Source organism: Marinomonas flavescens (genome assembly GCF_004352835.1).
In the GTDB taxonomy this organism is placed as follows: domain Bacteria; phylum Pseudomonadota; class Gammaproteobacteria; order Pseudomonadales; family Marinomonadaceae; genus Marinomonas; species Marinomonas flavescens.
In genome coordinates this window covers 276,444-297,997 of the sequence record NZ_SJSB01000001.1, presented here as the reverse complement: position 1 = coordinate 297,997, position 21,554 = coordinate 276,444, and the positions used below count along the sequence as shown (strand labels likewise).

Annotated in this window: 23 protein-coding genes; 12 read left to right on the top strand and 11 right to left on the bottom strand. The window is 45.6% G+C overall.

What is annotated here, in order from left to right; all coding sequences use genetic code 11:
* Positions 1-13: 13 nt before the first annotated feature.
* The gene (locus E0D70_RS01335) at positions 14-547 is read right to left on the bottom strand and encodes an RNA methyltransferase (protein ID WP_133010457.1); all 534 of its coding nucleotides are present in this window, start codon (positions 545-547) and stop codon (positions 14-16) included.
* Positions 548-737: 190 nt separating this feature from the next.
* Between E0D70_RS01335 and E0D70_RS01330 the strand changes: the two genes are divergently transcribed.
* Positions 738-1,598, top strand: a complete 861-nt coding sequence (locus E0D70_RS01330) for a TraB/GumN family protein (protein WP_133010456.1) — start codon at positions 738-740, stop codon at positions 1,596-1,598.
* A 33-nt stretch (positions 1,599-1,631) separates the two neighbouring features.
* Here E0D70_RS01330 and E0D70_RS01325 read toward each other — a convergent pair whose 3' ends face one another.
* Positions 1,632-1,829 (bottom strand): CPXCG motif-containing cysteine-rich protein, encoded by a 198-nt coding sequence (locus tag E0D70_RS01325; RefSeq protein ID WP_133010455.1) that lies wholly within the window; start codon positions 1,827-1,829, stop codon positions 1,632-1,634.
* 113 nt (positions 1,830-1,942) lie between these two features.
* On the opposite strand from E0D70_RS01325, the gene E0D70_RS01320 reads away from it, so the two are divergent.
* On the top strand, positions 1,943-2,686 hold the full coding sequence (locus E0D70_RS01320; RefSeq protein ID WP_133010628.1) for a class I SAM-dependent DNA methyltransferase: 744 nt from the start codon (positions 1,943-1,945) through the stop codon (positions 2,684-2,686).
* 37 nt (positions 2,687-2,723) lie between these two features.
* Here the strand turns inward: E0D70_RS01320 and E0D70_RS01315 are convergent, their stop codons facing one another.
* The 7 genes from E0D70_RS01315 to apbC form a co-directional block, all read right to left on the bottom strand.
* Complete coding sequence (locus E0D70_RS01315) at positions 2,724-3,002, bottom strand: hypothetical protein (RefSeq protein ID WP_133010454.1); 279 nt, start codon at positions 3,000-3,002, stop codon at positions 2,724-2,726.
* Positions 3,003-3,080: 78 nt separating this feature from the next.
* Entirely contained in the window at positions 3,081-3,728 is a 648-nt protein-coding gene (locus E0D70_RS01310) for an NAD-dependent epimerase/dehydratase family protein (protein WP_133010453.1), read from the bottom strand.
* A gap of 108 nt (positions 3,729-3,836) precedes the next feature.
* Positions 3,837-4,835, bottom strand: a complete 999-nt coding sequence (locus tag E0D70_RS01305) for a branched-chain amino acid aminotransferase (RefSeq protein WP_133010452.1) — start codon at positions 4,833-4,835, stop codon at positions 3,837-3,839.
* A gap of 272 nt (positions 4,836-5,107) precedes the next feature.
* The gene (locus E0D70_RS01300) at positions 5,108-5,983 is read right to left on the bottom strand and encodes a diguanylate cyclase domain-containing protein (RefSeq protein ID WP_133010451.1); all 876 of its coding nucleotides are present in this window, start codon (positions 5,981-5,983) and stop codon (positions 5,108-5,110) included.
* 137 nt (positions 5,984-6,120) lie between these two features.
* Positions 6,121-6,573 carry a DUF4156 domain-containing protein gene (locus tag E0D70_RS01295; protein ID WP_133010450.1) on the bottom strand — a complete coding sequence of 151 codons (453 nt, stop codon included), beginning with the start codon at positions 6,571-6,573 and terminating at the stop codon, positions 6,121-6,123.
* A 225-nt stretch (positions 6,574-6,798) separates the two neighbouring features.
* Positions 6,799-7,386 carry a dCTP deaminase gene (gene dcd / locus E0D70_RS01290; RefSeq protein ID WP_133010449.1) on the bottom strand — a complete coding sequence of 196 codons (588 nt, stop codon included), beginning with the start codon at positions 7,384-7,386 and terminating at the stop codon, positions 6,799-6,801.
* A gap of 9 nt (positions 7,387-7,395) precedes the next feature.
* Positions 7,396-8,466, bottom strand: a complete 1,071-nt coding sequence (gene apbC, locus E0D70_RS01285) for an iron-sulfur cluster carrier protein ApbC (RefSeq protein ID WP_133010448.1) — start codon at positions 8,464-8,466, stop codon at positions 7,396-7,398.
* A gap of 334 nt (positions 8,467-8,800) precedes the next feature.
* On the opposite strand from apbC, the gene metG reads away from it, so the two are divergent.
* From metG to E0D70_RS01235, 10 genes are all read left to right on the top strand, one after another.
* Positions 8,801-10,852, top strand: coding sequence for a methionine--tRNA ligase (gene metG / locus E0D70_RS01280; RefSeq protein ID WP_133010447.1), 2,052 nt, complete (start codon positions 8,801-8,803; stop codon positions 10,850-10,852).
* A gap of 239 nt (positions 10,853-11,091) precedes the next feature.
* On the top strand, positions 11,092-11,673 hold the full coding sequence (rsxA, locus tag E0D70_RS01275) for an electron transport complex subunit RsxA (RefSeq protein WP_133010446.1): 582 nt from the start codon (positions 11,092-11,094) through the stop codon (positions 11,671-11,673).
* A gap of 9 nt (positions 11,674-11,682) precedes the next feature.
* Positions 11,683-12,279 carry an electron transport complex subunit RsxB gene (gene rsxB / locus E0D70_RS01270; RefSeq protein WP_133010445.1) on the top strand — a complete coding sequence of 199 codons (597 nt, stop codon included), beginning with the start codon at positions 11,683-11,685 and terminating at the stop codon, positions 12,277-12,279.
* Complete coding sequence (rsxC, locus tag E0D70_RS01265) at positions 12,279-14,942, top strand: electron transport complex subunit RsxC (protein ID WP_133010444.1); 2,664 nt, start codon at positions 12,279-12,281, stop codon at positions 14,940-14,942. The genes rsxB and rsxC overlap by 1 nt, the downstream gene beginning before the upstream one ends.
* Positions 14,943-16,001 (top strand): electron transport complex subunit RsxD, encoded by a 1,059-nt coding sequence (gene rsxD / locus E0D70_RS01260; RefSeq protein ID WP_133010443.1) that lies wholly within the window; start codon positions 14,943-14,945, stop codon positions 15,999-16,001.
* Positions 16,001-16,618 carry an electron transport complex subunit RsxG gene (rsxG, locus tag E0D70_RS01255; protein WP_133010442.1) on the top strand — a complete coding sequence of 206 codons (618 nt, stop codon included), beginning with the start codon at positions 16,001-16,003 and terminating at the stop codon, positions 16,616-16,618. Before rsxD ends, rsxG begins: the two co-directional genes overlap by 1 nt.
* A 9-nt stretch (positions 16,619-16,627) precedes the next feature.
* A complete protein-coding gene (locus tag E0D70_RS01250; RefSeq protein WP_133010441.1) occupies positions 16,628-17,392 on the top strand; it encodes an electron transport complex subunit E in 765 nt (254 codons plus the stop codon).
* A gap of 80 nt (positions 17,393-17,472) precedes the next feature.
* On the top strand, positions 17,473-18,108 hold the full coding sequence (nth, locus tag E0D70_RS01245) for an endonuclease III (protein WP_133010440.1): 636 nt from the start codon (positions 17,473-17,475) through the stop codon (positions 18,106-18,108).
* Between the two features lie 135 nt (positions 18,109-18,243).
* A complete protein-coding gene (aptA, locus tag E0D70_RS01240) occupies positions 18,244-19,581 on the top strand; it encodes an omega-aminotransferase AptA (RefSeq protein ID WP_133010439.1) in 1,338 nt (445 codons plus the stop codon).
* 234 nt (positions 19,582-19,815) lie between these two features.
* Complete coding sequence (locus E0D70_RS01235; protein ID WP_165942844.1) at positions 19,816-20,136, top strand: hypothetical protein; 321 nt, start codon at positions 19,816-19,818, stop codon at positions 20,134-20,136.
* A 65-nt stretch (positions 20,137-20,201) separates the two neighbouring features.
* On the opposite strand, the gene E0D70_RS01230 is transcribed toward E0D70_RS01235, so the two are convergent.
* On the bottom strand, positions 20,202-20,465 hold the full coding sequence (locus tag E0D70_RS01230) for an RNA recognition motif domain-containing protein (RefSeq protein WP_133010437.1): 264 nt from the start codon (positions 20,463-20,465) through the stop codon (positions 20,202-20,204).
* Positions 20,466-20,592: 127 nt separating this feature from the next.
* Positions 20,593-21,534, bottom strand: coding sequence for a nucleoside hydrolase (locus E0D70_RS01225; protein WP_133010436.1), 942 nt, complete (start codon positions 21,532-21,534; stop codon positions 20,593-20,595).
* Between the last annotated feature and the right edge of the window lie 20 nt (positions 21,535-21,554).

The window sequence follows — 21,554 nt, the reverse complement described above, 5'->3', positions numbered from 1 at the left end:
AAACAACAAAGCACTACGCTCGTGTTGTGCGCACTTTGACATTATTATTCACATCTTTACTGCGTTTGATCAGTTCATCATCGGCGACTGCTCGAGCGGATTTCGCCAAGCGATCATACAATAAAACATTCACCGAGGCCGCTAAGTTCATGCACCCTATCGTTGGCACAAACACCACATAATCAGCACGATCAACGACTTTTTGGCTGATAGTGCCATCTTCAGGTCCAAACACATACAAGGCTTTTTCTGGGTGCTCGAAGGCAGGCAGTGGTGTTGCACCTTGAATCAAATCCACACAGACAATTTTTGTCTCAGCATCCACAGCATCAATCAATTCATTCGCACCCAACGACTCAATATTAATTAAAGGGATCGAGGCATGGGCTTTTTTAGTATCCGTCGATAATTTAGCCGCACGATCATAGCGTTGCCCTGAATACAAGACTTGATCCACCTGATAACAGCCAGCCGCACGCATCACCGAACCGACATTAGACGTACTTTTCGGGTTTGTTAATCCAATCGCAACAAAATCAGTATTCATGTGGGGTAAATAGACCTTAATATAACGAAGCACCACAAAAAAGGCGCTATGAAAAAGGACAAATCATATCATTCTTTTGATCAATTCCTATCAATAAGGCAACACCTCGCAAGCACTAGATGAAAATTGCTCCGGCCATTCAATTCACGCTATGCTGCTTATCTTTATGCCACTATTACGAGTACACAACATGTCATTTATTAAAAAATGTGGTTTAACATTGTTTGCAGCCGCGGCGTTTCAAACTCAAGCAGCGTCGGTTTGGAAAGTCATGTCTGGCACTCACATCTTGTATCTTGGTGGTACCATTCACATTTTAGCGCCAGAAGACTACCCTCTTCCACAAGCGTACGATGAGGCCTATCGCGCCTCAGATAAAGTGGTATTCGAAACGGACATTCAAGCACTTAACTCCCGTGAATTTCAGCAAAAACTGGTCAATCAGCTGTCCTACTCCGACGGCACCACTATTGATCAAGTACTAAAGCCAGACACTTATCAGGCACTGGCTCGGTTTCTGGAAGAGCGCCATATCCCCATGGATAAAATGGAGGCATTGAAGCCCAGCCTTATCGCCATGACACTCAGCATGATAGAACTACAATCTCTAGGCTTTACCAGTGAAGGCGTAGATCAATTTTATTCAGCCAAAGCCGTTATGGACGATAAAAACCAAGCTTGGTTAGAAGCCCCGCAAGATCAAATCAATGCATTAGAAAGCTTAGGCGCTGGTGATGAAAGTGAGATGATCGACTATTCTCTGCAAGACATAAAAGACATGCCTAGTACGGTTAATGAGCTACGAAAGATTTGGCGCGATGGCAATATGGACGCCATGGCAGAAGCCACCATTACCGACTTCAAAGAAGACTATCCAGAGATTTACCAAACGCTTTTGGTAGAACGAAATAATCATTGGTTGCCGCAAATTAAAACCATGCTCAACGACAACGGTACTGAATTTATTATGGTGGGTACCATGCACCTTGCCGGTCCAGATGGACTCTTGGCCAAATTAGCCGCCAGCGGTTATCAAATCGAAAAACTTTAATCCGCGACGCTTTTTTACATTTAATCAACGAGACTAAAAAGTCTCGTTTTCTGTATGCACAGACACAATCGGCAAACCATCAAACCCGATACCCACATGAAAAACTATTGGGCGACAACAAACCTGACAGTCTTCTATATATTCCTGCTCTTCCTCTAGCACTTCTACCATCACGCTAATAACCTCACCACAGTAAGGACAAGAAATGTCCCTTTCCAGCAACTCGTCCATTCATTCACTCCTCGTATTTTGACTTCGCAAAGGGCGGCGCTTGATATATTATGCGCCACTGTTTTTTCATCGCCGTTGTCACTATAGGTTACATGGCACCTAGCAAGGTAATTATGTCTTATAACGCGTTATACACTGACTTGTCTGGTTATTACGACCTCATGTGTGCCGACATTGACTATCAAGGTCAAAGTAGCAGCGCTCAGCGCCTTCATCAGATTTTTGGCAATGGTGGAAAACAGCATTTAGATTTAGCTTGCGGCACTGGCCCTCACATCGCTCACCTAGCGCAAAACGGCTTCACTTGTCGTGGTTTAGACATTAATCAGCCCATGTTAGACATCGCCAAACAACGTTGTCCTGATGCTAATTTTGCGCAAGGCAATATGTGTGATTTTTATACGGAAGAAACGTTTGATTTAATCACCTGCTTCTTGTATTCGATTCATTACAGCGGGGATTTAAATAACTTAAAAGGCTGCATAACCAGCGCATATCAAGCGCTCGCCAGCGGCGGAGTATTTTATTTTAACGTAGTGGACAAACGTCAGATTGATAATACCCTGTTTGCCAAACACAGCGTGCAACAAGATCAAGATCTGTTTCATTTTAGCTCCGCTTGGCACTATGTCGGTGATAGCGAAAAACAAACACTCAATGTGCGGATCGACAAAACCACTGACCAACAAACACTCACCTGGCAAGACGAACACCCCATGGTGGCGCTCAATTTTGATGAATTAGAAGCATTACTAACACCGTATTTCGACATCCATGTTTTCGAGCATAATTACGAGAGCATAACACCATGGAACAAGGTTTCAGGTAATGCCATTTTTGTTTGTGTTAAGCGTTAATCCCAACGAGTTTTTGCTTTTAATAGATTCGAGTCTGCTACTTATTTTTCCAAATTTTAGAAACAGCGCGATCACTGCCTAGAAAGCCCACTATTTCACAAACTAAACCAACACCTAAAAAAACAACGATTGGAATAATCCCACCTGCTTCCGTAAATTTAATCGCTAAAAACAAAGAGGCGAGCGAGATAGCAAGAAACAACAGTCCCATTATGATTAATATTTTTCTATGCGAGTCCTTATAAACATACTCGCCTTCACCTTTCTCAAAAGACACCAATAGCGGTGAACATAATTTTTTTAATAACGCTTTCATAATGACCTTAGAATAGTTAATACAGTAAGTAACCATAATACCAAGCAAGAAAAATGCCGATACTCAAAAACAAATACTCTAATCGACAAAAACGTCGCTCAACGTGAACAATTCGAACTTACTCCCTGCGGATTGACTCACTTGAACCATTTTCATCGCCACCTCCGAACCTAGTATTGGTCGATAACGGCGCAACCAAGGCAACCCCGCAATCACCGGAGTCAACCAACTTGCCAGTGTCTCAGCCAAACGAAAATCCGCACGTTCCCCCAACAACAAAGATGGTTGAAAGACACTGACACGAGGAAAAGGCAACGCTTTAATTTGATCTTCAAGCTCACCTTTCATACATAAATAAGCACTTCTGCTGCTGGCATTTGCACCACTTGAAGACACCAAAAGATAATGTGATACGCCTTGTTTAAGGGCGAGCTTCGCGGCATTCAGCTGATAATCAAGGTCGACTTTTCTCTGCGCCTGAAGCGATCCCGCTTGTTTCAATGTGGTACCCAAACAAGAGAACAAGATATCCGCTTTAAAATACGCTTCATACTCTTCCAGCCGATCAAAATCCACCAGTAGATTATCCACCTTAGCCGCTGGATGAGACACAGCTCGGCGCGTTAAGGTTACGATTCTATCAATCGATTCAATGCTCGCGAGCTGATCCACCAGCGCACGCCCAACTAAACCAGTCGCGCCAATTACCACGGCGGTTTTACCCATATATCACACCTTTTTTCTGATGTTGATTACGACGGTTAAAAAAACATAAAAAAAGGCCAGAGAACACGACCTCTAGCCTTTTTTATAACACGATTTTATGCACGCAAGTTAAGCGATTTTTGTTAACCAGTTATGCGTATCTGGCGCATTGCCCCATTGAATGTCATTCAATGCTTTACGCAATTTTTCAACAACCGGCCCAGGTTCACCAGAACCCACCTTGATGTCTTCGCCATTATGTATAAAAGTACCTACAGACGTTAGTACGGCCGCCGTACCAGACAACGCCGCTTCAACACCCGGTTTTGCCGCACGCTCAAGCAATTCAGTAACCGTAATATCACGCTCAGTAACCGTCATCCCTAGATCAGCTGCCAAGGTCAATACAGAAGAACGTGTTACTCCATGAAGGAAGCTAGAATCCAGCGCTTTGGTGATGATTTCATTGCCATCGATTAGCAAGAAATTCGCCGCGCCTGTTTCTTGTACATCACCATTTGGACAGAACAAGATTTGGTCCGCTTGCACTTCTGCTTTGGCTTTCATTGTTGGGCCAAGTGCACTGGCATAGTTACCACCACTTTTAATCATGCCCATATGTGGTGCACAACGCATACCATTTTCTTCCAAAAGCAAACGCAATGCTTTCACGCCACCCGTAAAGTAATCTCCAACAGGAGACAATAAAATGTACAGCATTGAAGCAATACTAGGCGCAGCAGCCTTACCAATCGCTGCTTCAGTACCAATATGAGTAGGACGAATGTACAAAGATCCTGGTGGCTCTGGCACATCACTCGCAAAGGCAGCGACTGAATCTAAAATCATTTGAGAGACTTGTTCTTTATCAATAGCTGGTAGAGCCAGCAATTCACTACTTTGAGCAAAACGATTGATGTTTTGATCCATACGGAAAACATGAATACTTCCATCTGCATGACGAAATGCTTTTAAGCCTTCAAAACAAGTACTTGAGTAATGTAGAACATGAGCACCTGGGTGTAACTGAATACTCTCTGCAGAAACAAGCTCAGCTTTACTCCACTGATTATTTTCAAATGTTGTCATTGCCATCTTAGGCAAAAACACGCTACCAAAAGCCGCCATTATTGTGTCCTATTAAGTAAGATGAATACGATCTAATATCGCCTTGATAAACGGGTAAAAAGCTCTCCTAGTATAAAAAGCCCACCCGATGATGAACGATAGTAAATCAGATTAGTGCCGCAAGAAAGCGAATCAGAAAGAGCATTGCCCGTAAATGAATTATTTTCAGTATTTTTGCGTATTTGAACGATTTAAGAGAGCTCAAAAGGCGAGATATAAAAAGAATGAAGCACGAGTGACAAACAACATGGGAACTAACAACCCAACGAGCGCTACAAGGTAAACACAGAAATTTGATTACCTCCGGCATGCTTGGATTGATACATAGCATGATCCGCATGTTGAATCAAAGCCAACACATCATTGGAATGCTCAGGATAATGAGCAATACCAATACTCGCCGTTACATTGAATTCAAAACCCTCTAAGAAATACGGAGCGGCAATTTCCTTACGAATTTTCTCTGCTACCTTATCGCTGTCGTTCGTTACGCTAATACCATTTAGCAATACCAGAAACTCATCCCCGCCTTGCCTAGCAACACTGTCCGATTCGCGCACACTCAAAACCAAGCGACCGGCAATCGCTTGCAAGAGTTTGTCACCCATTGCATGGCTATAATCATCATTAATTTCTTTAAAACCATCTATGTCGATAAACAGTAAAGACAGCAGGGTCTTTTCGCGACGGGCTCGATTTAATCCATTTTGTAAACGATCTAAAAACAACGAACGATTAGGCAAATCGGTTAAAGGATCATGACGCGCCATACGCTCTAAGCGCGCCTCCATTTGCTTACGCTCAGTAATATCATGGGCAACTGCAATGCGGTACTGGTGTTTTTCCGACCATCGAGCAGACCATAAAACATGAACAACACGACCACTTTTATGCACCCAACGATTCTCAAAGCGAGGCTTTAATTCTCCCTTTAAAAGATGCTCAACCACCTCATGAGTTTTTTCTACATCTTCTGAAAACAGCATGATATCCATCGGTTTACCAATTACTTCATCCGGCGTATAGCCAAACATGTCTTCAAACGCGGCGCTGACAAAAACAAAATTGCCCGCACGATCAACCACGCAGACAGCATCGAGCATCAACTCTAAAATATCAGGAAGGTGAATGCATTCACTGACTCTCATATAAGACTCCGCCTCTCACGCACCTATCAAAACAAAATACACTGAACATCAACCACTTTGAGCGGGTGATGTTCCAGCCGTTCAACTAATAACCCATATCATTAGAAAACCCATGTGTAAAAGAAGTAAGCACCTATTTATTGAACAAGCTCTTGGCTTTTCTCGACTGGCTCGCTATAAAAAATGGCTTCGCCTGATACTTTCGCTTTTGGCAAAGAAAAACCAGAACCAATTGAGGCTCCTAGCCCACCCGTCCCAAGTGAAAGTCCCAAGCCAGTCCCTAAGCTTTGAAAAGAACCTTCTGAAATACTGTCTAAAATAATGCCATTAGCACCAATTTTGGCGGCTTGATCTTTTAACTCTTCTTTAGCCTTTTCCAGCCGTCCGGCATCAGAAAAGCCCTTTTCACTCGACGCCTTCACTTTACCCAATCTTTCGTAAGTAAAATCAGGTTTATGAGAAAAAATAGTGACCTGCTCAGGTTTAATAGCGGGACGCTTGTTTCCCGTTAATTCATAGGAGCCAGACGCGCAACCTAGTAAATAAAAAGGGACGATTAGTATGGATAGAAGCTGGATGACTTTTAGCATAAAAACTCACACTCACTATTCAAAAGAAAACATAAAACCTTGCACACCCAAGGCGAAGACCAGTGCAGCCTTACACTATCAAGATATACCAGTTTTTAGCCGCACACCAAAAAATCATTAAAAAATGCGCCGCAACCTTATGCTTACTTAGTATTTTTATTAATAAAGTAAACATGAAATACAAAAAAAGAGGCCGGAGCCTCTTTCAATGAAAAACGAGTAACATCAGTTTTGATCACCAGAAATTCGGCTGCCAACGGCTGACGTCTGATTCTTATATTTAGCATTGTCGCGCTTGTTATAAGGACGCTCTGCAGAACCAGACATGGTTTCGAAATTAATCGCACCAATGGTCATACCAGGACTCAGTGCAATGGGTAATTTGCCACCGTTTAAGAACTCTAAAACGATGCCGCCGCTCCAACCTGGATCAATCCGATGGGCGGTTACATGTACCATCAGACCTAAACGAGCCAAAGAAGAACGCCCGTCTAACCAACCAACCAAATTATCTGGCAAGGTCACAGACTCCTTGGTAACGCCCAACACTAACTCACCCGGGTGAATAAAGAATGGCTGGCCGTCATCGACCAAAATCTCATCACTCATCACAGACTCGATGACTTTATTCAGATCTGCTTTCGAACTACTAAGATCCAAATACGGCGCCGGATGCCCCTGAAACACACGAAAGGAATTCCCTAATCGAAGGTCCACGGAGACGCCGCTAATCACGCTATTATCGGGGCGAGGTTCTATGGTGATGCTACCTTCGTCTAAGGCTTTAATGATATCTCGGTCACACAAACGCATTGCTATTCCTTAATCGTCACTCATGCCAATGGTAGGCATTGTAAACTGGTTATCTTGTTGGGACGCAAGAGTAGCACCAAGCTTACGCGCAATCGACTGATAAATGCCGGCGGCTTCGCTTTCAGGCTCACTCACTACCACAGGATTGCCCGCATCACTCTGCTTACGAATGGCCAAACTTAATGGCAATTTACCCAATACATCGACATTATATTCTTTCGCCAAACTCGCACCGCCTTCGTCACCAAAGATGGCTTCATGATGTCCACAGTTCGAACAAATGTGTGTCGACATGTTCTCCACCACACCCAATACAGGAATATTTACCTTATTGAACATTTCAATGCCGCGACGCGCATCTAATAACGCAATATCTTGTGGAGTGGTAACAATTACTGAGCCTGCAACCGGCACTTTTTGCGCCAAAGTTAACTGAATATCCCCCGTACCCGGCGGCATATCGATGAACAAATAATCTAAGTCACTCCAATCAGTTTGCGTCAAAATCTGCATTAACGCGCCCGTCACCATAGGCCCACGCCACGCTACTGGCGTATCTTTAGTGGTTAAAAATGCCATCGACATCACTTGAACATCATGCGCTACCGGAGGGATGAAATATTTTTCATCGCGTATTTTCGGACGAGTACCGTCCGCAAAACCCATCATCATACCTTGGCTCGGCCCGTAAATATCGGCATCCAGAATACCCACGCGCGCGCCTTCTTTCGCCATCGCCAGCGCAAGATTGACCGTGGTAGTCGATTTACCCACTCCGCCTTTACCAGAAGCAACGGCAATAATATTTTTTACCCCTGTGAGGCCTGGGATATTCCCTTGTGTTGCCTGACTTTCTACGCGGTGTTCAATCTCCAAAATCAATTCACGAGAGTCTGCCAATAACGTTTGAATGCGTGCACTTAATTGCGCCTGTTCAGTTTGCGCAGGGTAACCCAAACTCAAAGTAAGATGTAAACGACTTGAATCCCCTGTAACTTGCCATACAGCGCCATACGCTTGACCGCTATTTTGATCGATTAGTGTTTCTAATTGAGCCTGTATTTGGGCATCGGTTTGCATTTTTCTCTCCAACAAAGCAGCTGCACTGTTTATAGGCTGTTCAATAACCGCTCATAAACAAGCACAACCGACTTTTTAATAAGTCGTTCTCATAAAATTTTCTAGAATATGTGCCAAGTGTGGGGGCAAAATGCAGAAAAGCAAGTCAAGCTATTGCACACCACAGAGGGGCTCTTATAATTACGGGATCTATTTCGTTATCAATGGTTAGGCTCTTTTAGTGCGCTTCGACTTGTTTAGCACGCGTCGACTTGGCCCTTACATCGCGATATATCCAGCGATGCCTTCCTATTGATAGAATACTCGACCTTTTACTCCAGCAGGCTTATCACTAATGGCACAAACGCAACGCAAAATTTTAGTTACCAGCGCCCTTCCATATGCAAATGGTCCCATCCATTTAGGGCATATGCTGGAACACATCCAAACGGATATCTGGGTGCGTTTTCAGAAACTTCGCGGCCACCTTTGTACCGCCGTTTGTGCCGATGATGCACACGGCACCGCCATTATGATAAAAGCGGACCAACAAGGCATCACATCAGAAGAATTGATCGACGGCGTACGCAAAGCCCACACGGCCGACTTTAACGATTTCTTGATTGGCTATGATAACTACTACTCGACTCACTCAGAAGAAAATCGTGAAATTTCTAATCACATTTATAAGCTTCTGCGTGACAACGGCAAGATTTCCGTCCGCTCTATCGTGCAAGCGTACGATCCTGAAAAAGAAATGTTCCTTGCGGATCGCTTTATCAAAGGCACCTGCCCAAAATGTAAAGCAGAAGACCAGTACGGCGACAACTGTGAAGTCTGCTCCGCAACTTACACACCGATGGAAATGATCGACCCACGCTCGGTTTATTCCGGTGCAACGCCGATTGAAAAAGAATCTGAGCATTACTTCTTTAAATTGCCAGATTTCCAAGACTTCCTAGCAAAATGGACTCGCAGTGGCACACTGCAAGATCAAGTTGCTAACAAATTGGCAGAATGGTTAGAGTCTGGCCTAAAAGAATGGGACATCAGCCGTGATGCGCCGTATTTTGGTTTTGAAATCCCAGATGCGCCGGGTAAATACTTCTATGTTTGGCTTGATGCCCCAATCGGCTACATGGCGAGCTTCAAAAACCTATGTGATCGCACCGAAGGTTTAAACTTCGATGACTACTGGGCAAAGAACTCCGACGCTGAGCTGTACCATTTTATCGGTAAAGACATCATCAACTTCCATGCCCTATTCTGGCCTGCAATGTTGGAATGCGCGGGCTACCGTACACCAACAGGCGTCAATGCCCATGGCTATGTGACCGTTGATGGTACTAAGATGTCTAAATCGCGCGGCACCTTTATTATGGCGCGTACTTATTTGAATCACTTAGACCCTCAGTATTTGCGTTACTACTTCGCCGCTAAATTGAATTCAAGCGTCGATGACATCGATCTAAACCTGCAAGACTTCGTACAACGCGTAAACTCAGACGTCGTTGGCAAAGTGGTTAACATTGCTAGCCGTACAGCTAGCTTCATCAATAAGAAATTTGACGGACAACTGGCCACAGAAGTGAGCGAAGGTGAAATGATTCAATCTTTCATTGACGCAGGCGATGTGATTGCCGAACACTTTGAAACGCGCGAATTCGGCAAAGCGGTACGCGAAATCATGCGCCTTGCGGATGTCGCAAACACCTATATTGCTGACCAAGCACCTTGGGTATTGGCGAAAGACGAAGCCACTCTGCCACAAGTACAAGCAGTATGTACTGTTGCGCTCAACTTGTTCAGCATCCTAGCGACTTACCTGAAACCAGTTATGCCAAACATGGTCGCGGACGCCGAAACCTTCCTTGGCAAAACGCTGACGTGGGATAACCGCAGCGAGCTCTTGTTTGGCACTAAGGTAAACACCTTTAAAGCCTTGATGGGTCGCATTGAGCAAAAACAAATCGACGCCATGATCGAAGAAGGCAAAGAAGCGGCCACCGAAGCTGCTAAAGCCAATGAGCCCGAAGCCGTGGTTGCTGAAGAAACGGAACTTACTAAAGAGCCAATTGAAGCGGAAATCAATTTTGATGACTTTGCAAAAGTGGATTTGCGCATCGCGCTGATTGCCAAAGCAGAGCACGTTGAAAAAGCCAATAAGTTGCTTAAACTAACGTTAGACCTTGGTGGTGAAACCCGAACCGTATTCTCTGGCATTAAGTCTGCTTACAAACCAGAAGATTTGGAAGGCAAGTTGACTGTGATGGTCGCAAACCTAGCGCCGCGTAAAATGAAATTTGGCTTATCAGAAGGCATGGTACTCGCCGCAGGACCAGGCAAAGATGAGATCTACTTGCTTGAGCCACACGCTGGCGCAAAACCTGGCCAACGCGTGATGTAAAGGCACTCTATTAAAAGTTCGACAACTGGCTCTAAATAAGTAAAGCCAGTTGTCTCTTTTAGTCTCATAAAGTGAGCTTATATAATCATAGCTTATTATCTATATTCTAAATTACACTAACCGAAGTGACTATTTAGTCTTGTTAGTTATAAGCAGCTTGGTATAGTTACCGTCGCGCATGACACTCGCTTTATGCGTGTCTACTTCTGTGAATTCATCGATTATATTTTGGACGTGAGATGACTGATTATCTCTTGATACTGGTCAGCACCATACTGGTTAATAACTTCGTATTGGTACAATTTTTAGGCCTCTGCCCCTTTATGGGCGTCTCTAGCAAGCTAGAAACATCAATCGGTATGGCCTTAGCCACCACGTTTGTGTTAACGCTTTCTAGTCTTTGTAGCTATCTCACTTATACCTATATTCTGCAGCCATTTGGCTTAGAGTATTTGAAAACCATTTCTTTCATTCTAGTGATTGCTGTGGTGGTTCAATTTACCGAAATGGTGGTCCATAAAACCAGCCCGATCTTGTACCGTGTATTGGGGATTTTCTTACCTCTGATCACCACGAACTGTGCGGTGCTTGGTGTTGCGCTGCAAAACACCAGCAAGCAAAACGGTTTTGTTGAATCCATCCTTTATGGTTTTGGTGCAGCGGTTGGCTTCTCTTTTGTGCTGATCCTTTTCTCTGCCATGCGCGAACGCATAAATGTCGCCGATGTGCCGGGCGTTTTCAAAGGTTCAGCCATTGGTATGATCACCGCAGGCCTGATGGCATTAGCCTTCATGGGCTTTACTGGCCTAGTGCAAATTTAGGAGCCATTTATGCTGACCGTGTTAATTGCTGTCGGGATCTTATTGGTCCTATCGTTAATTTTTGGCGCCATCCTAGGTTACGCCAATGTGCGTTTCCATGTGGAAGGTGACCCTATCGTTGATCAGATCGATGCCATTTTGCCGCAAACGCAATGTGGTCAGTGTGGCCATCCTGGATGCCGCCCTTACGCTGAAGCGATTTCTAATGGCGAAGCGATCAACCATTGCCCGCCTGGTGGCCAAGCCACCATTCAAGCATTGGCAGATTTACTCGATGTAGAAGCCATTCCACTGGATGGCGACCACGGCACAGAAACCGCCAAACGCGTTGCTGTGATCCGCGAAGACGAATGCATTGGCTGTACAAAATGCATTCAAGCCTGTCCTGTAGACGCCATCTTAGGCGCCGCGAAACAGATGCACACCGTGATTGCTGACGAATGCACCGGCTGTGATTTATGTGTAGAACCTTGCCCTGTAGATTGTATTGATATGGTAGAAGTAGGCGTTACCTCACGAACTTGGTCTTGGGACAAACCCCAAGGCATTGCCGCGCAACCTGGTAGCATCATTGCGACTGACCGCCAAGCGGAGGTAGTGCACTAATGCAAACTGCGACAGTATTTTCCTTTCACGGCGGCATTCACCCGCCGGAAAACAAAGCACAATCCTTGCGTCTACCGCTGGGTCGACCTAGTTTACCAAACGAGTTGATATTGCCACTTGGTCAGCACATCGGCCAAAGCTCGCGCCCTCTTATCAATGTGGGTGACAAGGTACTAAAAGGCCAAACGATCGCCATTAACAATGGTTTTTTAAGCAGCTTTTTGCACGCACCGACCTCTGGCACCATCAAGGCCATCGAAGAGCGCCCTATCGCGCACCCTTCGGGCTTGAGCGACGTTTGTATTGTCATCACCCCAGATGGTGAAGAACAGTGGGACACGCTAACGCCATTGCAACACTGGAATACCCTAAGCAAAACCGATGTTTTAGCCTATTTGGCTGAAATGGGCATTGTCGGCATGGGCGGCGCAGGCTTTCCGACTCAAGTAAAATTACAAGGCGCTCACAAACACCCGCTGACCCACTTTATTATCAATGCAGCAGAGTGCGAACCTTACATTACCGCGGATGACATGCTCATTCGCGAAAAAACCATTGAGTTGGTGCTCGGCATCGAAGCCCTGCAACACCTAGTGGAAGCAGAACAAGTCATCATTGGTATTGAAGACAACAAGCCCACAGCCATCGCGGAATTAAATAAAGTATTAAGCGATCGACTTAGCACGATTCAAGTGGCTGTCGTACCAACCAAATACCCTTCTGGTGGCGAAAAACAACTGATCCAACTGATCACGGGTAAAGAAGTGCCAAGTGGCCAATACCCTGCTGACATTGGTATCTTGTGCCAAAACGTGGGGACTTGTGTTGCCGTACACGACGCCATCTTCCTAGGCAAACCCCTTATTTCACGCTTTACCACGCTCACCGGTGATGTGCTAAAAGCACCACAGAATGTGGAGGTGCTGCTCGGTACGCCGATTAGTCACTTGCTGGATTACGCCGAAAACGACAGTAAAAAGCTTAAGCGCCTTGTGATGGGTGGCCCTATGATGGGCTTCACTCTAGATTCCGCCAATGTGCCTATCGTTAAAACCAGCAACTGTGTGTTGGCCGCCAGCAAAAAAGAATTACCACAGCCTGCACCAGAACAAGCCTGCATCCGCTGCGGCATGTGCGAACAAGCCTGTCCGGCCAGTTTATTGCCACAGCAATTGCTTTGGTTTAGTAAAAGCCAAGAGTTGGAAAAAGCAGAGCACTATAATCTGTTTGACTGCATTGAATGCGGCGCTTGCTCTTATGTTTGCCCAAGCAGCATTCCTTTGGTTCAGTACTACCGCCACACTAAGAGCAGCATTCGTGAAGCGCGCGAAGCCGCCGTAAAATCCGATTTAGCGAAACAACGCTTTGAAGCTCGTAAAGCGCGCCAAGATGCCGAAGCCGCTGAAAAAGAAGCAAAACGCGTCGCACGCCAAAAAGCCTCGGCCAACAAAACGACTGACGGCAAAAAAGTCGCGCCTAAAGTAACACCTGCTACTGCGGCCGCAGCAACGGCAACGCCGGCTGGTGACGACAGTAAAAAACTAAAAATTGATCTAGCAATCGCTAAGACCAAACTGAAAAAACTGCAAAAACAGCTCCTTGCCGCACAAGAAAGTGAGCACACAGAAGAGATAGGCACACTGCAACTGCAAGCTAACGAGCAAGAGAAAGCCGTTGCTCTATTAGAAGAACAATTGGCAAAAGTAGAAGAACAGCTTACAAAAGCCGTCGCATCCGCTCCAGCTGCGTCTCCGAAAGCCCCAGCCAGTGACGAACTTAAAAAAGCCAAAGTCGATGTGGCTCTGAGCGGAACAAAACTGAAAAAGACACAAAAGCAATTGGCTGAATCTCCTGATGACGCTGAGTTACAAGCGAAAGTAGCAGGCTTTGAGAAAGAGCTCGCCGATGCTCAAGCTCGACTCAGCAAACTTGCGGCAGACGCACCAGCCAGCAGCACAGCACCAAAAGCCGCTGCACCCAAGGCTGCCGTCAGTGATGAGCTGAAAAAAGCCAAAGTAGACGTTGCTCTACTGGGTGTGAAACTGAAAAAAACACAAAAACAACTGGCTGACGCGCCAGATGACAGTGAACTTCAAGCAAAAGTTGCAGGCTTTGAAAAGGAACTTGGCGAGGCGCAAGCGCGTTTAGCCACGCTTACCAGTCAGGCTCCAGTGGCCCAACCTGCTGCTACCGCCAGCGCGGGTGATGAACTGAAAAAACTCAAAATCGACACAGCCATTGCCAAAGCGGCGGTGAAGAAAGTAGAAAAAGCACTGAAAAAAGCAGAAGACTTAAACTCACCTGAGTTAGACACCATTCGCCAGCAACTTCAAGACGCGCAAAAACGCGCAGACGACCTTGAAAAAGCCTTGGCCAATCCAACCACGGTAGCCTCTTCTGCCGCGCCAGCCGCCAGTGCGCCTGCCTCGGATGAGACAGCACGCAACGCGGAACACATTAAAAAGCAAAAAATTGCGGCGGCATTGGCAAAGGCGCAGATCAATAAATTGAACAAGCGTTTAGCCGACTCACCACAAGACGCTGACAGCATTCAACTTGAAATCACCGCTGCCAAGCAAAAGCAACAAGACGCTGAAGCCCAATTGACTCAATTACAGGCTCAGCTCACTCCTTCGCAAGATAACACGCAAGAGAATCGTTAGATGGCATTATTGAGGGTTACATCCCCACACACACAACGCGCAGGGCGACGCACTTCTTGGGTCATGCTCATGGTGATTCTCGCTACTGTTCCTGGCATCGCTATGCAGACCTGGTTGTTCGGCTGGGGCACCATTATCAATATCGTGATTGCTGCTATTGCTGCATTGGCATCCGAAGCTTTAATTTTATCCATACGCCGTCGCGCCGTGGCGTTTTTCTTAAAGGATTACAGCGCGCTCTTGACCGCCGTGTTACTGGGCATTGCGCTACCACCGACAGTCGCATGGTGGGTCACGGTTACCGCCGTCGCCTTTGCGATTATTTTTGCTAAACAATTGTATGGCGGTTTGGGCAACAACCCATTCAATCCCGCCATGGTCGGTTACGCCATTGTGTTGGTGTCGTTCCCAGTTCCCATGACCCAATGGGTAGGCGCTCATGAGCTACTTTCTTCTGGGGCGATTCCAACCTTTAGCCAAAGCCTACAAGCCATTTTCCAACATCTGCCAAACATCGACAGCTACACCATGGCGACGCCTTTAGATGCCTTCAAGCACAAGAATGAGTTGCCAAGTGCTGAGGCTTTTAACACCATAGATGCGTTACAAACAGCAAGCTTAAACAGCTGGTTATGGATCAACGGCGCTTACCTATTGGGCGGCGTTATGCTGTTGTGGTTGCGCGTCATTACCTGGCACACACCGGCCGCATTGCTAGCCGCATTGGCGGCGATTGCGGGCGCTTTTTATCTTATTGACCCAAGCCATGCCGCGACACCTCTGTTTCACTTAACCACAGGGGCCGCCATGTTTGGCGCCTTCTTTATTGCCACAGATCCTGTGTCTTCTTGTACCAGTAACCGCGGAAAACTAGTCTACGGCGCCGGCATTGGCATTCTTATTTATATTATTCGTACATGGGGCGGTTACCCTGACGGCGTTGCGTTTGGCGTTTTGTTAATGAACTTTGCCGCTCCACTGATCGACTATTACACTCAACCGCGTACTTATGGCCACCAAAAAGCCAAAAAAGGCCTAAAAATCGGGGAAGATAACTAATGGATTTATTCGCTTCTATCCGTCGTAATAGTCTTGGCTTGGGGATCTTTGCGGTGCTCACAGCAGGTCTTATTGCCACTATTCATTTGGTCACTGAACAAACTATTAAAGACAATGTGATTGCCGCACAAGTCGCGGCGTTTAATGAAATTTTGCCTCCTGATTTGTACGACAACGACCTGACTAAATCAACAGCAATGATCCCTGCTGATCCTCTGCTGGGCAGTGTTAAAGCATCAAAAATCTACATCGCTCGTAAAGACGGTGACGTTAGCGCCATCATCTTCGATACCATCGCACCCGGCGGCTATAATGGCAGCTTAGGCTTATTGGTCGCAATTGATAAAAACGGCGTGGTCACCGGCACTCGCGTGATCAGCCAACAAGAAACCCCTGGCCTTGGCGATAAAGTCGATCTGAAAAAATCCAAATGGATTTTAGAATTTAATAATCGCTCCATTGGAAACCCGGATTTAGCTGGCTGGAATGTCAAAAAAGACGGCGGTGTGTTTGATCAATTCACCGGGGCAACTATTACCCCTCGTGCCGTGGTTAAAGGCGTACGACACACGCTTATTTACTTCAACAAACACAAAGACTCGCTGTTAGCGCGCTAGGATATTGTCATGAGTGCAGAAGATACCTTAACGAGTGAAACCACGCAGGACACCCCTCCTAGCGCCAATTATTCCGAGATCATTTATAACGGTCTCTGGAAAAACAACCCCGCTTTAGTACAGCTACTTGGCCTTTGTCCTATGCTGGCAGTGACCAGTACCGTGGTCAACGCGTTAGGGCTTGGCTTAGCGACTATGGTGGTCTTGATCGGTTCTAATGTGGCGGTCTCACTGATTCGTAACTATGTCGCTGATGCCGTACGTCTGCCAGCTTTTGTGATGATCATAGCGTCATTTACCACCTGCATTGAGTTAATTATGCAGGCTTACACTTATGAGCTGTATCAAATATTAGGGATTTTCATTCCCTTGATCGTGACCAACTGTGCGATTCTTGGTCGCGCCGACGCCTTTGCCAGCCGCAACCCAGTGTTGCCTTCGGCATTAGACGGTATGATGATGGGCCTTGGTTTTACCTTTATTCTTGTAGTGCTTGGTAGCATGCGTGAATTGATTGGACAAGGTACGCTCTTTTCTGACATGCAACTGCTATTTGGCCCTATTGCATTGAACTGGAAAATCGTTGTTTTTAGCGACTATCCAAACGTTTTGTTCGCTATGCTCCCACCGGGTGCGTTTATTGGCCTTGGTATTCTTATCGCCTTTAAAAACTACATGGATGAGCGCGAGAAAAAACGATTAGCCACACAAAAAGCTCAGCAAGGACCAGTAGAATCTAAACGCGTTCGAGTTACTGGCCAAGCCGCATCTTGATCATGCTTGTACACTTGATACGACTTTGTACACTTGATATACGCTTGCATAAATGCAATTGATAAGCACAGAGGCGAACCGTGAATAAAGAGAAACGCTATGAAATTTTTGCTCGACTACGAGCCGAAAATCCAAACCCTGTGACAGAGCTGGAATACAGTTCGCCTTTTGAATTGTTGATCGCGGTATTATTTTCGGCACAAGCCACCGACGTGAGTGTCAACAAAGCCACGCGCAAGTTATTTCCTGTCGCCAACACCCCAGAAACCATGCTGGCGCTTGGGGTGGATGGTTTAAAAAGCTACATCAAAACCATTGGCCTGTTTAATGCTAAGGCTGAAAATGCGATTAAAACCTGTCGCATTCTCGTGGAGCAACACAACAGCGTCGTACCAGACACACGAGAAGCCCTAGAAGCTCTGCCCGGCGTCGGCCGTAAAACCGCTAACGTAGTGCTCAATACCGCCTTTCGGCAAGTAGCGATGGCGGTAGACACCCACATTTTTCGTTTTGGTAATCGCACCAAGGTCGCGCCCGGAAAAAATGTGTTAGAAGTCGAACAAAAACTCCTGAAATTCGTACCCAAAGAATTCCTGCTTGATGCACACCATTGGATGATTCTTCACGGCCGCTATATTTGTGTCGCCCGAAAACCCAAATGCAACGCCTGCATAATCGAAGATTTGTGCGAGTTTAAAGAAAAAACCTCGGACTGATTAGCTCTTCGCCCTCATCGCTTTAGTTAACCAAATGCTAAAGTATGATTAATGAACATCGCATTTATTAAAACTTTCCTTAGCGGCATTCTCTCCTTATCGATTTATTATTTATCTAGTTAAGAGAGGATTGCCATGAGCCATATTGCGAAAACCCGACTCACTCAAGCTCAGCTTGATGCCCACTGGATGGCCTACTCAGGCAATCGTCAGTTTAAAGCAGATCCACGTCTTATCGTATCCGCCGAAGGCAAGTACTATACCGACCTCGACGGACGTAAAATTTTTGATGGCTTATCAGGCTTGTGGACCTGTGGCTTAGGTCACAGTGTTCCAGCGATCAATGAAGCGGTTGCCAACCAAGTTAAGACCCTCGATTACTCACCGGCGTTTCAATATGGCCATGAAAAATCGTTTGAACTTGCTGAAAAAATCACCCAATTCATGCCAAAAGAACTTAACCGTGTTTTCTTTACCGGTTCGGGTTCTGAATCGGTCGATACAGCGCTGAAAATTGCCCGCGCTTATTGGCGTAAAAAAGGCAAAGGTACCAAGGTGAAATTCATTGGTCGCGCCAAAGGCTATCATGGCGCCAGCGTCTCGGGTTTTAGTGTCGGTGGTATTCCAGCAAATAGATTGCTCTATGGCCAAGGTTTAGAATCTTACCACTTACCTCACACTCAAGTGCCAGGAACAGAGTTCACCAAAGGCATGGCGGAACAAGGCAAAGAACGCGCTGAAGACCTGCTCAACCTCATTGCTATGCACGATGCTTCTAACATTGCAGCGGTAATTGTTGAACCTATGTCAGGCTCTGCGGGCGTTATTGTGCCACCACAAGGTTACTTGCAACGCCTTCGTGAAATTTGCGATCAACACGACATACTACTGATCTTTGATGAAGTCATCACGGGTTTTGGTCGCATGGGCGCGAAAACAGGCGCTGAAGCGTTTGGCGTTACACCCGATGTGATTACGCTTGCTAAACAGGTGACCAATGGTGTGATTCCAATGGGCGCGGCGGTCTTTAAGCAAGAAATCTACGACACCTTCATGGACAATGGCGGCGCCGATTACATGCTCGAAGTGCCTCATGGCTACACCTATTCTGCCCACCCTATTGCGTGTGCGGCAGGCTTGGCATCCCTCGAAGAAATCAAACAACAAAACCTCATCGAACGGGTAAAAGAAATGAGCCCGACGTGGGAAAATTGCGTGCATCAGCTAAAAGATGTCAGTCCGATTATTACCGACATTCGTAACTATGGCTTCGCCGCTGGCATCACCATTGCCCCCGTTGATAACGAGCCTTCTAAACGCCCATTCCAAATTGCGATGTCCATGTGGGACAAAGGCTATTATGTTCGTTATGGTGCCGACACGATTCAACTTGCTCCACCGTTCACCACAGAGAAGTCTGAAATGGACAGCATGATCAATGCCTTGGGTGACAGTATTAAAGAACTGACCTAAACCAATAAGTGTTCAGCGCTATTATGCTGAGCACTTATTGCTGAAATCCAAAAATTTATCTCTTTAATGTAAATGCATCAATAGACCCTCGTGGTGTTACCCTAATATTCTTATAAGGTAACATCACGATTTTTATCAATTTATCTAAAACCCCTCTGTTTGTCGCTCTTCTTTTCTTTATAATGGTGCCCACTGAATAATTCATTTAGCTATCTGAAATGCAGAGAGATAACAATGAAAACACCACCTTACGTACGTTGTTTTTGGACTGGCACCCTTTATTTAACGAATGGTAAAACAATGCCAATTCATTGCACGCACATTTCAGTAACGCATATTGAAGTTGAAGCACCATCAGGGCTAGAAGGGTCTAAAATGGTGAAGCTAGAATTGAATGCGACTCATGAAGGGAAAAGCGCGCTAATTAAAGCGTTAGGCGACCCGACCTTAGATGTATTTAATGAACACAATAAGCATTACATCAAACTGGATTTTCATACGATTTCAGATAAGGATATAGACTTTATTAAAGACTTTGTGAAAGCCCATTACTAATTAACACAGAATGTGATCAGCTACGTCCATGTAGATGATCACATTAAATCAATGACCGATAACGCTTAGTCTTCTGATTTATCTTCAGCTTTGTCTTCCGCTTTTTTAACACGAATTTTACTGCCGTCAAGATCCATACCATTCAATGCTTTAATAGCAATTTTTACTTCACCAACTTTTGGCATTTCAATAAACGCAAAACCTTTTGACTCACCGGTTTCTTTGTCCATTACCAAGGTGCAAGATTGCAGCGTGCCATGGGCAGAAAACAATTTATACAGTTCTTCTTCAGTGGTGTTACGCGCTAAGTTTCGTACTAAAATTTTCATATCATTCTCATCTTTATGTAATCAGTCTTCCAATGACGCAAGGTTAACACGCCAGAGAGAAGAGCGAGCTATAAAAAAGGCACGAGAAGGACTTCCCATGCCTTTTTCTTATTCTTCCCACCCTTTATTAAGAAAGTGTGGTTTCAAATAGCTTAAGCAGACGCTCGCTGTCTACTTCCATACAAACTTGCGTCATAGGAACATCGTTCCAATGCGGTTCTGGAAACTCCATTCCTTGTGGCGCAAAGATTGTTTGACCAATGCCAATACCTTCGCACGCGACGCGCACGGCACCTAGCTCAACCCCAAATATACTTGGGTCCATCGCATAGGCAATAGTAGAAGCATCATGGAAATAACAACCATTCATATCAAAACGGCTGCTGTAGAAGTTGATGTAATGCTGGGCGCAATCGTAAAGGAAACCGCCTTCCTCTGGATTAGCTTGCCTAATGCGCTCTAATACTGTGTTATCAAGCAACACTTGATGGGTCACATCAAGACCGATCATGGTTACCTGCCAAGGGGCGGTAAACACAGCATCTGCGGCGTGTGGATCGTTCATGATATTGGCTTCTGCAACAGGAGATACGTTTCCGTATTCAATTGCCGTACCGCCCATCAGAATCACTTCGTCGACAAGATTTGCCACTTCTGGATCAAGCTCTAACGCTTTAGCAAGATTACCTAATGGCCCCAATGCAATGATGGTCACTTCACCTGGAAACTCACGCACCGTATCGACGATAAACTGAGCCGCGTTTTTCTCAACCGCTTTGCCTTTTGGTGCCGGCCAATCAATGTTACCAAAACCATCTGCTCCATGAACAAAATCAGGATGCGGACGCGGTGCAATCACTAACGGCACGGCAACGCCTTGTGCTACGGGCACATCCACTTTGGCAATTTCAGTCAATGTGATGGCATTTTTTGTTGCCAGTTCAACCGGCACATTACCAAAGGTTGTGGTTAATCCAAGCACATCCAGTTGTGGCGCTTGAAAGGCAAAAAAGATCGCCATAGCATCATCAATGCCGGGATCTGTATCAATAATAATTTTACGAGCCATATTCGACTTCCTCTTTATAA

Bases quoted from the DNA above. Each gene is read 5' to 3' on its own strand.
- E0D70_RS01335 (WP_133010457.1), bottom strand. From the start codon at position 547: ATGAATACTGATTTTGTTGCGATTGGATTAACAAACCCGAAAAGTACG.
- E0D70_RS01330 (WP_133010456.1), top strand. From the start codon at position 738: ATGTCATTTATTAAAAAATGTGGTTTAACATTGTTTGCAGCCGCGGCG.
- E0D70_RS01325 (WP_133010455.1), bottom strand. From the start codon at position 1,829: ATGGACGAGTTGCTGGAAAGGGACATTTCTTGTCCTTACTGTGGTGAG.
- E0D70_RS01320 (WP_133010628.1), top strand. From the start codon at position 1,943: ATGTCTTATAACGCGTTATACACTGACTTGTCTGGTTATTACGACCTC.
- E0D70_RS01315 (WP_133010454.1), bottom strand. From the start codon at position 3,002: ATGAAAGCGTTATTAAAAAAATTATGTTCACCGCTATTGGTGTCTTTT.
- E0D70_RS01310 (WP_133010453.1), bottom strand. From the start codon at position 3,728: ATGGGTAAAACCGCCGTGGTAATTGGCGCGACTGGTTTAGTTGGGCGT.
- E0D70_RS01305 (WP_133010452.1), bottom strand. From the start codon at position 4,835: ATGGCGGCTTTTGGTAGCGTGTTTTTGCCTAAGATGGCAATGACAACA.
- E0D70_RS01300 (WP_133010451.1), bottom strand. From the start codon at position 5,983: ATGAGAGTCAGTGAATGCATTCACCTTCCTGATATTTTAGAGTTGATG.
- E0D70_RS01295 (WP_133010450.1), bottom strand. From the start codon at position 6,573: ATGCTAAAAGTCATCCAGCTTCTATCCATACTAATCGTCCCTTTTTAT.
- dcd (WP_133010449.1), bottom strand. From the start codon at position 7,386: ATGCGTTTGTGTGACCGAGATATCATTAAAGCCTTAGACGAAGGTAGC.
- apbC (WP_133010448.1), bottom strand. From the start codon at position 8,466: ATGCAAACCGATGCCCAAATACAGGCTCAATTAGAAACACTAATCGAT.
- metG (WP_133010447.1), top strand. From the start codon at position 8,801: ATGGCACAAACGCAACGCAAAATTTTAGTTACCAGCGCCCTTCCATAT.
- rsxA (WP_133010446.1), top strand. From the start codon at position 11,092: ATGACTGATTATCTCTTGATACTGGTCAGCACCATACTGGTTAATAAC.
- rsxB (WP_133010445.1), top strand. From the start codon at position 11,683: ATGCTGACCGTGTTAATTGCTGTCGGGATCTTATTGGTCCTATCGTTA.
- rsxC (WP_133010444.1), top strand. From the start codon at position 12,279: ATGCAAACTGCGACAGTATTTTCCTTTCACGGCGGCATTCACCCGCCG.
- rsxD (WP_133010443.1), top strand. From the start codon at position 14,943: ATGGCATTATTGAGGGTTACATCCCCACACACACAACGCGCAGGGCGA.
- rsxG (WP_133010442.1), top strand. From the start codon at position 16,001: ATGGATTTATTCGCTTCTATCCGTCGTAATAGTCTTGGCTTGGGGATC.
- E0D70_RS01250 (WP_133010441.1), top strand. From the start codon at position 16,628: ATGAGTGCAGAAGATACCTTAACGAGTGAAACCACGCAGGACACCCCT.
- aptA (WP_133010439.1), top strand. From the start codon at position 18,244: ATGAGCCATATTGCGAAAACCCGACTCACTCAAGCTCAGCTTGATGCC.
- E0D70_RS01235 (WP_165942844.1), top strand. From the start codon at position 19,816: ATGAAAACACCACCTTACGTACGTTGTTTTTGGACTGGCACCCTTTAT.
- E0D70_RS01230 (WP_133010437.1), bottom strand. From the start codon at position 20,465: ATGAAAATTTTAGTACGAAACTTAGCGCGTAACACCACTGAAGAAGAA.
- E0D70_RS01225 (WP_133010436.1), bottom strand. From the start codon at position 21,534: ATGGCTCGTAAAATTATTATTGATACAGATCCCGGCATTGATGATGCT.